This is a genomic window from Candidatus Parvarchaeota archaeon (assembly GCA_016866895.1).
Classification (GTDB): Archaea; Micrarchaeota; Micrarchaeia; order Anstonellales; family VGKX01; genus VGKX01.
In genome coordinates, this window is sequence record VGKX01000026.1 from 1 (window position 1) to 10,053 (window position 10,053).

Annotated in this window: 8 protein-coding genes; 2 read left to right on the top strand and 6 right to left on the bottom strand. The window is 50.2% G+C overall.

What is annotated here, in order from left to right; translation table 11 throughout:
- The first annotated feature begins 59 nt into the window (after window positions 1–59).
- Both FJZ26_01795 and FJZ26_01800 read left to right on the top strand, forming a co-directional pair.
- Window positions 60–278 carry a hypothetical protein gene (locus FJZ26_01795; GenBank protein ID MBM3229138.1) on the top strand — a complete coding sequence of 73 codons (219 nt, stop codon included), beginning with the start codon at window positions 60–62 and terminating at the stop codon, window positions 276–278.
- Between the two features lie 58 nt (window positions 279–336).
- Window positions 337–2,154 (top strand): DUF2070 family protein, encoded by a 1,818-nt coding sequence (locus FJZ26_01800; protein ID MBM3229139.1) that lies wholly within the window; start codon window positions 337–339, stop codon window positions 2,152–2,154.
- 74 nt (window positions 2,155–2,228) lie between these two features.
- Here FJZ26_01800 and FJZ26_01805 read toward each other — a convergent pair whose 3' ends face one another.
- The 6 genes from FJZ26_01805 to FJZ26_01830 all read right to left on the bottom strand — a co-directional run bounded on the left by FJZ26_01805 (window position 2,229) and on the right by FJZ26_01830 (window position 10,032).
- Window positions 2,229–3,374 (bottom strand): glycosyltransferase family 4 protein, encoded by a 1,146-nt coding sequence (locus tag FJZ26_01805; protein ID MBM3229140.1) that lies wholly within the window; start codon window positions 3,372–3,374, stop codon window positions 2,229–2,231.
- A 61-nt stretch (window positions 3,375–3,435) separates the two neighbouring features.
- On the bottom strand, window positions 3,436–6,135 hold the full coding sequence (locus FJZ26_01810; GenBank protein ID MBM3229141.1) for a hypothetical protein: 2,700 nt from the start codon (window positions 6,133–6,135) through the stop codon (window positions 3,436–3,438).
- 99 nt (window positions 6,136–6,234) lie between these two features.
- Entirely contained in the window at window positions 6,235–6,960 is a 726-nt protein-coding gene (locus FJZ26_01815; GenBank protein ID MBM3229142.1) for a hypothetical protein, read from the bottom strand.
- A gap of 93 nt (window positions 6,961–7,053) precedes the next feature.
- On the bottom strand, window positions 7,054–7,575 hold the full coding sequence (locus FJZ26_01820) for a hypothetical protein (protein ID MBM3229143.1): 522 nt from the start codon (window positions 7,573–7,575) through the stop codon (window positions 7,054–7,056).
- 162 nt (window positions 7,576–7,737) lie between these two features.
- Window positions 7,738–9,312 (bottom strand): ATP-binding protein, encoded by a 1,575-nt coding sequence (locus FJZ26_01825; GenBank protein MBM3229144.1) that lies wholly within the window; start codon window positions 9,310–9,312, stop codon window positions 7,738–7,740.
- A 42-nt stretch (window positions 9,313–9,354) separates the two neighbouring features.
- Window positions 9,355–10,032 (bottom strand): hypothetical protein, encoded by a 678-nt coding sequence (locus FJZ26_01830; GenBank protein ID MBM3229145.1) that lies wholly within the window; start codon window positions 10,030–10,032, stop codon window positions 9,355–9,357.
- Window positions 10,033–10,053 lie beyond the last annotated feature (21 nt).

A 10,053-nucleotide genomic window follows, 5' to 3' on the forward strand; every position in this document is an offset into this window, starting at 1 on the left:
AAACCCAATGGTAAGGTTTGCTACAAAGGCTTTTATTAATGCAGTAGCAAGAGAATAACATGGCCAGCGAGGAAAAAGCTGCAATAAATTCAGAGCTTCGATTTATCACACTTGAGCTTATGAAAATTGCGGCAAGAAAGCGCCTCCCATTCAAGCAGATAGCAGGGGAATTCATATCAAACGTCTATCTGCTTGAAAAGCAGATAAGGCAGAAAACTCCGAGCTTTTCCATGCCTGCCGCAAAGGCAAAGTGGGCTGACAGGAAGGACAGGATTTGAAATTTTTTTGGCCTTTGTTTTCATAAAGGTTGGCGTGAATGCCTGACAAAAAGCGCTAATCTGCAGGTTCAACCGGTTTGGGGCTGATGAATTGGACAACGCGAAAAAGGCAGTGCTTCTCACCCGATTCATGTTCTCAACCCCTAAAAGCCACGTCTCGATGCTGCTTCTGGTTGCCCTGGGGATTGCGTTTGGAGTTGCGGCAAGCACGATGGGGTTTTTGCAGCAGGGCACAGGAATAATTGAAGCTGCTCTAAGCGGCCTTTTCCTGCTCACGGCCCCTGCTGTCCTAAGCGCGCTGACAATGATTGCAGTCAAGCGGAAACTGGCGGCGCGCAGGGTATTTTTTCTCTCCTTTATCTGCACTGTTTTGTATGCCGGCTTTTTCCTTGCCTCCATAGCCACGCGGGAGAACTTTGGAGCAGTGTCCGAAAGGCTTGTGTTTGTAGGCTTTGGGGTGAGCTTTGTTCTCTGGTTCCTGATTGCAAAGATTGTTTTCAGCCTCAACAAGTCTGCCGTTGCCTATGCGGCAGTCCAGGCGGGATATAATTTCGCATTTTTTGCTGCAAGCCAATATCTTTCATCCGGGCAAAGCCTGTTCCAGATATTTTTCAAGGTTTATTTTGCGGGTTTTGTGTTCCTTGTCGGCGCCTATGCGGCATTCTGGATAATTGACGCGCCAATGAAGCGCAACTTCGGGATTTCATCCACAAAAGCCATTTCGATGTTTTTGGGCCAGTGGCTCTCCTCCTCGCAGGACCTTGAAAAAACTTTTGAGTCAATTGGACAGGACATTGAAACGCTTGTCGGATACCTTTCATTCAAGGCTAAAAACCTGCATCTGGTATTGGTAGTCCCCTACATCCACTACGGCCCTTTTGGCAACCTTGGCGGCTCCGAATTTTCCTACAGGATTTGTGCCTCGCTTGAAAAAAGCCTGGGCTGCAAGGCAATGGCATTCCACGGCACTGCAAACCACGACTTTGACCCGGTTTCGCACCAGCAGCTGTCTAAAATAACGGCTCCAGTTGAAAAAAGCATCAGGGCTGCAAGGCACGAAGGAGCACTGGCCGCATATGCGCAAGGCAAATGCGCAAATGCGCATGTGGATGCGTACCAGATAAACGGCTGCGCATTTATGGGGCTTTCAAGGGCGCCGCAAACAACAGAGGATGTTGATTTCGGGGCAGGCCTCTCAATAATGAACGAGGCTGAAAAGATTGTGCCATGTGCAATTGCAGCAGACCAGCACAACTCCGAGACCGGTGACATTACTTTTTTCAGTGCAGGAAGCCTGCCTGCATTTCAGTATCTTGATGCAGCAAGGCAGGCGTGCGCAAAGGTTTCCAAAGTAAGAGGCCAAAAGACAAGACTCGGGTTTGCGCAAGCCTCCCCTGGCTCAAAATCCATTGGAAGCGGCGGGATAAAAGTGCTTGACTTGCAGATAGGCAAGGCGCACAACTTCATTATCCTGTTTGACTCAAACGGGGTGACTCCAGCATTTAGAAGCAGGCTTCTCTCAAAAATCGAGGCAGGGTGCAGGCAGAATGGCTTGAAGCTTCAAAAAGCAGAAGTGTACACGACCGACACGCACCAGCTCAACATGATAAGAGGAGTGCTCAACCCAATAGGAAGCTCGCCCGAGCCACAGGTTGAAAAGATGGTTTTGCAGGCGGTGTTCAAGGCGGCAGGCAACCTTGAGGAATATAAGTTCCACTATGGCAAGGAAAGGATACGGATGAGGGTTTTTGGGCAAAACCAGTCAACAGAAATAATAAGCACGGTCAACTCAATCTGGGCGGTTGCAAGAGTTGCAATACCCGCCATACTGCTTGCAAGCATACTTTTGATATTATACGGGCTTTCAAAGTTCTAGCCGTCTTGCGTTTCTGCCAGATTTTCACCTGCACCGGCTTTGGCAAATCCTGCAACAGATGGAGTATTGCCATGCTATCTTTTATGCAGCATTATTGCCTGGCCGTACACTTCCAAAAGTTTCTTTGCGCATTTTTTGGAGCTGAATTGCAAGGCACTATGCCTTGCCGCCTTTGACACGCGCGAGGGATTCTTGCAGTCAAGGGCTTCAATTATGGCCTGCGCTGCGCTTTGCGGCCTGTCTTCAAACAAAAACCCGTTTTCCCTGTCCACCACAGCCTCGCTTGTTGCAAAGCCTTCAAGCACGCAGGCTGGAATGCCGCAGGAGAGGGCCTCAAGAACGCTCAGGCCCTGTGTTTCAAATTTGGATGGCTGCACAAAACAGTCCGCGCTGTTGTAAAGCCCTACTATCCGGTTGCGCGGCACATATCCCATGAACTTGACAACTCCCGAAAGACCGAGCCTTTGCACCTGCCCCATATAGTAATGCAGGGCAGGCCCTTTGCCGCAAATTAGTATGGCAGCATCCTTGCTCTCCCTTGAGAGGATTTTTGCCGCCCCTATCAGAAGCTCAAGGTTTTTTTCCCGCACAACGCGGCCGACATACAAGGCAACTTTTTTTCCCCTTAAGCCGGCAGCGGCGGGGTTTTTCCGCTTTAGCGGGATGAAAAAATCAGTGTCAACCCCGTTTGGGACAACGGTTGCTTTTATTCCGTGTGATGCAAGCCTGGACTGCGCAAACCTGCTTGGGCAGGTTGCAACATCGAAGCTTGGGAAAAACCATTTCAAGTATGCCCAGATTGCCCGCTCGGTGATGCTTCTGACGTGCCTTGAGCTGCTTATGTAGTGGGTTGCATCCGTGACTAGCGTGTGGAAGGTGGCAACAGAAGGAAGCCCAAGCTCCCCTTTCGTGTGCAGGGCTGCAAGGCCCATTGTTGCAAGCGCATGGCAGTGGAGCAGCTGCGGGGAAAACCTGCGTGCAGCACTTGGGGCGCCAAAAGGAAAAATTGCGACTTTGTAGCTTGGGTATGGGATGAAAGGGACTGACTTGAAGTAGCAGACATTGCCATCCGGATTTGCCTTGGCGTCTAAAGTCGAGCCTGAAGACATGATGCTTACTGTGTGCCCAAGCCCCTCAAGTGTCTTGCGCGTCTCCACAATGCTGGATACAACGCCGTCCACGTTTGGCAGGTATGTGTCAGTGAAAAAAACAATTTTCATATAAGCCCTCCGGCTTGAAGTCCCAATCAGGCGGCTTGGGGTTTTGGGTTTACTTGGGATTTTAATTTGGCTTGAGGTTTTTTAGGACTTGGACAAGGTCTGCAGGAGTCAAAAGCAGGATGTTGCCCTGATAGTGCTCAAGCTTGAGCGCAACGAAGTGCTTGGCAGGCACAGCAAGAAGCTTCTTGAATGCATCGAGGGATTTCTGGTCCTCAAAAACAATTACAGTAAGGCCAGTCCCAACTGTGTTGAGCGCCCTGACGGCCGTGGATGGCCCCTGGTAAATATGAATATATATGTCCTGGCCTATTGAAATTTTAGAGTCATAGTCCTTGCTTGAGAGAAGCGGGGTGAAGCGGATTGCCAGGTTTACGAAAATGTCGCGAAGCTGCCTGAATAGCACAAGATACGTCGCGCTTTTCTTGCTTGAGCCTGCCCACTCGCACAGGCCCCACATGCCATTTTTCTCAAAAACAATTCCCTTTTTTTGCATCTTCTCAAGCACGCGCTCAAGGTTGTAGTCGCCAATTAGGATTGGCTTGCCGCCAAAGGAAATCTTCCTGAAGGCATTTTTTATCTCCTGCAGGCTTAGTGGCATGTAATCCCAGGAATAGTCCCTGTTAACCTGCCTCATCAGGCCGGCAACCGTTTGCAAGGTTACAGGTATCTTGATGGTTGAGGTCGGCGGAAAGTCCGGTATGTCAAGTGAGAACATCTCGATTTCAGGCCGCCTCAGGTATGCGCCGATTGCCGCCATTAATAGTGCAAGGACGCCAAGGGCAATGTTTATTGGTTCCTCATAAAACGCCTTTGTCAGAGTGTACTGCATGGGAATCTGGGTCTTTACCTTTCCAATCGTTATTGTGAATGTGTAGTTGCCCTGGTCAAGCGGCCCGGTTGTATACGTGAGTGTATCCTTGGAGAGCTGGTCGATTTCGGCGCTTCCAAGGGCCACAGTTGCGCGCGGAACCCTGATTTTGATCCCGTCCGGGGCATATACCGAAAACTCAAAATTACCCCGTGCAAAATCCTGTTTTTCAACCTTGATGGTGATTTTTGCTATTTCAAAGATTGCTTTAGCATAGACGTAGCCCTTTTCGTCCACCACACGGGCAAGATAAACGCCTGGCTGCAGCGAGGCGTCAAAATCAAAAGGGACAGGGGACTGGAGGCTTGTCTCGGTTTTTTGTAGCGGGGAGCTTTTTACCGCAACCCAGTCCTTAACTGCCTGGAAAAAAAGGACTTTTTTCTTCTCCTCGTTTTCGCGCATAACTGCAGTCAGGCGCACCGGCTGGCCTGTCACATCGGAGGAGAGGACTGAGAATCCGTCCTTGAAGTATATGTCGCCTTTTTGCTCCTGCGAGATGAGAAACAGCTTTGAAAAGCCGTTTACTTTCCTGCCCTGCGAGTCCTGGGCCTGGGCTACAAACCTTGCAAAATTCCCGTTAAGCGAATAGGGGTTGGTGAAAATGAAAAATTGCCCTCCTGTCGAGTTGTTTGCGCTTATGTCAACCATTGCGTTTGCAAGCTGGGAGAGCCAGGGAAGCGAGACTACAAGGTGCGCAACATCCTGGGAGGCCGCCTCCCCGTTGTTGCGCCAGCCTGGGTCAAGGCTTTGCGGCAAGGCAATAAAATAGCCATTGTTGATTTTGACCGAATAAATTGTCCCAAAATACGTTTCAACGCCGCCTGCTGAGGAAAAAAGCTCATATTGCGGGTCGTACAGATTGATTGGAGCCGCGGAGGTTGTCTTGGATTTGGCAGGACCAAAGCTTAAGCCCAGCTTTGCAATGCGGCTTTGGTCCGATTGCTTGATTGAGCCCTTGTCATCAAGGTAATATTGGTCGAACCTGAAGCCAAGGTAGACGATTGTGACTCCCCTCTCAAGCAAGTTAAGCATCGACTTTCCTGAATCCTGCTTGCCAATCAAAAGCTCCGGCATGTGGCCGGTAGGGACAATGACTATTGAGTTGCCAGGAATCTTGTAAAGCATCGAGGGGTCAAGATCAGAGGCATACATGCCATAATAAGATAGCTGCCTGTCAAGCCCCCGTCTAAACTGCCTGTAGGTATCGGCCTGGACGCGCGGGCCTTGAAGCACAAAAATCTGAGAGGGAACCTGAGACTGATAAACCTTCAGGCTCAGGTTTGCCCCCGAAATGTTGAAAAAATCGTATGTGCCGCCAAAATAGGCGCTGTGCGAAAACTGCTGCTCCGAGCCATAAGTGGCAATGCCGTAGTCGGTAAAATTCAGGTAGAATGAGGGTGGCGGAAGGTCGTCAGGGTCAACCGGGGGCTTTATGTCCACAGGGCGCAGGGTTGTCAGGAGAAAGGCTACAAGAAAAACAATGACAATGGCTGCCGCAACTCCGATTTTTGCAAGCGAGGCGTAGAGCGGGCTTTTGGATTTTGTTGCCTGCCTTTCAATCTCCCTTGCAACCTCTTCGTTGTAGATGGGATGCTTTGAGCCGGCATCATTTTTTTGAGCCTTTGCCTGCTGCACAGGCTGCAGCCCCTGCTGCTTTTTTTCCTTTTGCGGCCTGATAAAGCCGGATGCGGCGGTTTTTGCCCCGCTTACAAGAGAAGCGAGCTTTTCAATGCCCTCCTTGCTTGAGCCTGCAACCTGAAAGTGCCTGACAATTGAGAATTTGCGCTTTGGCTCAAAGACATAGGTATTTTTGGATATTTTGAGTCCTGCTGCTGCAATTTTTGGCGCGTCTGGCCTTGAAAGCTTTTTTACGGGTGCTGCTTTTGTTGCCATTTCACTCACGAAATCCTGTTTTATGGATTTTGCATTGCGCTGTCTTGAAGCTGAGGGCCGCAGGCAAAAAGCCCGTGGCGTGGCAGGGCGCAGGGGGCCTTACTGCTTGAGGCTTATGAAGCCGTCAGTCACAAGCTTGTTGAGCATCAGCTCTACCCTGTTTTCTGACACGCCGTGCACGCGGGCAAAATCGGACACGTTGATTTCCCCGTTGTGCTCATTGAGCCATTCCTGGATTTTCACCTTAAGCACTTCATCCGAATAAGTCTCCAGCTGCTTTAGCCGCAGCTTGTACTCGTCATTGAGCAGCTTGAGGTCGTAATTCTCCCGCGCAAGCTGCATGTTGGACTCTGCAAGGTCGGAGACCTTTTTTTGAAGGAGCTTGACTTCGTTTTTAAGGTTGTCATAAAACGAATAAAGTTTGTCGTAATCGCCGGTGACGTACTCGTTCATGTCGTTTAGGGCAGAGTCCAGAAGCTGGTAGATTTGCTTGCTGTCAACCGAATAGGCGCTTTGGACTAGGGTGAGTATGTTGAAAAAATACTTGATTATGTCAAGCCTCCTTTTTTTGGGGCTCATGCCAGGAACGTATGAATAGAGAACTTCGATTTTGGCCGGGTGAAAATACGCAATTGAAAACAGGTAGGGGTTCTTCTGTATGTCCCTGCTTTCCACGTTTATTGCAACAACTACCTCTTTTTCTGCAACAAGCTCAAGAAACGAAAGGATAGAGAGGGAAGAAAAAAGGTCGGACTGGCTGCCGCGCCTTATTGCCTCTATTGAAAAGCCGCCTACGCGCGGCCCCTCGTTGGTTTTTTCAGCCATTTTTCGCACCCAAAATTTTCATAAGGCATGCCGCCTTTGCATGAAACGCACGGCCGGCCGTCGGCAAGCCTGTGGCATCGTGGCACCGGTTAGCTACCTTTTTCTCTTTGCCGCAACGGCAGGTTTTTTTGCCTCCTGAGGTCTTTTGCCTAAGACAGGACTGAATGGCTGCGGCCTTGAAAGCGAAGGGGAAGGCGATGCCCCTCCTTGCGCACCTTCAAGCCCCGGGACATGGTTGGTCAGGGAAAGCGCGCAGAAAAACACTATGAGAATGAGCCCCACAAAAACCTGGTAAAGGTCGAACCTGCCGCGCAAAAACAGGTTTGAGCCTATGATGACTGCCGCAATGATAACGCCTACGGCCCCGTACATGACAAACTTTTGCTCAAAGCCCCAGCGCTTTTTCTGGTAGGCCTCAAAGCACTTGTCGCAGACATAAAGCTGATTGTTCCTTGCAACCCGCAAGGCAGTCTTCACGGCCCTTATTGCCTTGATGACAAAATCCTCGGCAACTTTGTGCTTGAGGTAGCTTGTCTGCTGCTGGCAGATGATGCAGACGTTCTTGCCCTCAAGGTCGAATGCCTGCGTTTGCTGGGTTTTTGCGCCAAAATCCATCCAATCCCCTCTGTTTTACAGCTTTTGTGCCTTTTTGCATGCCTGCCGGTTTTACTCATGAGGTGCAGCCATTCCTTGCAACATACTAAATACCGCACTGCGCCAATTTTGCACTTTCTGATATATTAGCTTGACCCCTTTTTCTATTCTCTTGCCCAAGCCTTACTCTTCAAGTATCACCTGGCTTATGTCCTTGTCGCCCATCCCAAGCTTCTTGAAATCGGCCTTTGAGAAGATGTTTATGATTGTGGAGTCCTCAATTCCAATGTCCTTCAAAAACGACGTGATATTCACCCTTGCAATGCCATACCGTTCAAGCAGTATGACAAATGAAATGACATCCATGTGCTTGTTCTTCTTCCTGAACATCTCGGCTATCTCCTCCACGTGAACCTCGTCAAGCCCAAATGCCCGCATCTTCTTCTTCAGCTCGTCCTTTTCAAATGAAAGCGTGCGCGCCATGTTACCAAACCTCTTTTCCGCGTCTGTCATCGCATTGGTCATGTCCAAAAAGTACTCCTCCATCGGCTCCTCGCCCTCTATCTTGTCCACAAGGAAAGTCTCGGAGAACTGGGATTTTGTCTGGAAGGCCATGTTGATTGCCGCCTGCCCGACGCCAAGCTTGGATATCTCGGTTCTCATGAAGTTTGAGAAATTCAGCGTGGTCTGCAGATAGTCCAAAAACCGCTCGAATTTGACGCGCAGGATGAACGTCGTGCCAACGTTTGAAAATATCGACTCTGAGATGTCAGTCGGGTTTTGCGAGGCCACAAGAAGCGCAAACTGGTACTTCCTGCCCTCCCGCACAATCATGACCGCATCAGAGTTCTCGTCCTTTGCGATTTTCCACGCCTCGTCAAGCACGACAATGAGCTTGAGCCCTTTTGTTGACGACCAGCCCTCCTCCCTCATCTTCTCCTTGATAAACTGCAGCATGGACAGGCCGGCCAAGCCCCTGAAAACCTCGTCTGGAAGGCCGGATAGGTCAAGGCACACAAGGCCAGAGCGGGTCAGCTCGTCAAGGTTGATTGTGGACTGCTGCGCAAAAAAGTCCTCGCCCTGCCTTGTAAACTGCTTTATCCTGTAGATTGCATTTTCAAGCTCGGCTGGAAATTCGTATGAGCCTGCCTCAAGCTGCTCCTCAAGCACATGCTGCACTTCCCGAAGCGTGGGAGGCTTTAGCTGCCGCCCAAGCCCGTCGCGCTGCACCTTGGAGTCCATCTTGAACTTGGCGTCAACATACGCCCTCTCTATTGCCTGCTCGGTAAGCCGCTTTTGCTCAGGATAGCGGCCCAGGTCTGTGAGAATCTCAAGTGTGCGTATGATTTGCTTTACCCTGTCATTTGGCCTCATGCCGCCAAGGTCAAGAAGGTTGACATAAGAGCCCTTGCCAAGGGATATTACCTTGCCCCCCGTCTGCTTGACCCACTCCTTGTACTCCCCGGCCCAGTCTATGATAAAGGCATTTGTGCCCCAGACAAATGACGCGCGGGTTATGAAAGTCTTGACAAAATAGGATTTGCCAGACCCGGTTATCCCGACCACTGCAATGTGCGGGTTGGTTGTCCTCTGGTAAGTCCAGTTGAAAGGCACGCCAAAGATTTTTGTCCTGCCTATGTAGATTGAGTTTGTTGGGTCGTTGATAAGGTACTCTTCAGGCGGTTCAGGCGGCCTTACGAATATGTTGCGCCTTGCAATGTCGCGGTTGAAAAGCCCTGAAAGCCTAAGTCTTCCCATGTGTGCACCAAGAAAGGAATTTTACGAGAGTCGGTTTCATCTTCAAGCAAATTGCGGCTCAAGGTCTGTTTGTGTGGGCGGGATGAACTTTTCCCACTCAAAGCACAAAAGCATCTCCTCGCCTGTCAGGGGAAGGACCTCCACGTTCAGGGCATTGGAGATTGTTGCCCTAAGCTCGTTTGCCTGGTTTTTTGCCGCAGCCATGGCCGATTCCTTTGAGACGCCCACTGCAGTAGTCATCACGTATGCCACAGTGCCCATTGGCTTGATGCCCTGAGTGAGCCTTGACATCATCCCTTCCCACATTGCAACCTCGCGCTCAAACCTGTCAAGCTTGAGCACGTCAGGCTCAGTTTTTTCCCGCTCGCGGGAAAGGCGAAGCTGCGCCTCCGCGTGCCTTGTTTCAATGCTTTCGCGGTATTTTGTCAGGTCCTTGATATAAACAAGCATAGAGTATTTCGTGACAAACTTGACTGATGAAATCGCCCTCTCAAAGTATTCGGTGTATATGGCATTTTCCTCCTGCGTCTTGTCCGTGACAGACTCGTAAATGCGAACTCCCAGGAATACCGAAGCGTAGTAAAACCCGTTTGAGTACTTGAGTATCGCATCCTGCTTTGGGGGTATTTCAAAGCCCGTGTCTGTGACCTGCGAGATGCGCAGGCCTGTTGTCACAAAAGGCCACAGCACATAGCCGTACTTGTAGAAAAGAAACGCCATTGTTGCCCCAAGGCCGGAAAG

Coding starts and splice junctions, on each gene's coding strand:
- FJZ26_01810 (MBM3229141.1), bottom strand. CDS start 6,135: ATGGCAACAAAAGCAGCACCCGTAAAAAAGCTTTCAAGGCCAGACGCG.
- FJZ26_01830 (MBM3229145.1), bottom strand. CDS start 10,032: ATGGCGTTTCTTTTCTACAAGTACGGCTATGTGCTGTGGCCTTTTGTG.
- FJZ26_01815 (MBM3229142.1), bottom strand. CDS start 6,960: ATGGCTGAAAAAACCAACGAGGGGCCGCGCGTAGGCGGCTTTTCAATA.
- FJZ26_01795 (MBM3229138.1), top strand. CDS start 60: ATGGCCAGCGAGGAAAAAGCTGCAATAAATTCAGAGCTTCGATTTATC.
- FJZ26_01825 (MBM3229144.1), bottom strand. CDS start 9,312: ATGGGAAGACTTAGGCTTTCAGGGCTTTTCAACCGCGACATTGCAAGG.
- FJZ26_01805 (MBM3229140.1), bottom strand. CDS start 3,374: ATGAAAATTGTTTTTTTCACTGACACATACCTGCCAAACGTGGACGGC.
- FJZ26_01820 (MBM3229143.1), bottom strand. CDS start 7,575: ATGGATTTTGGCGCAAAAACCCAGCAAACGCAGGCATTCGACCTTGAG.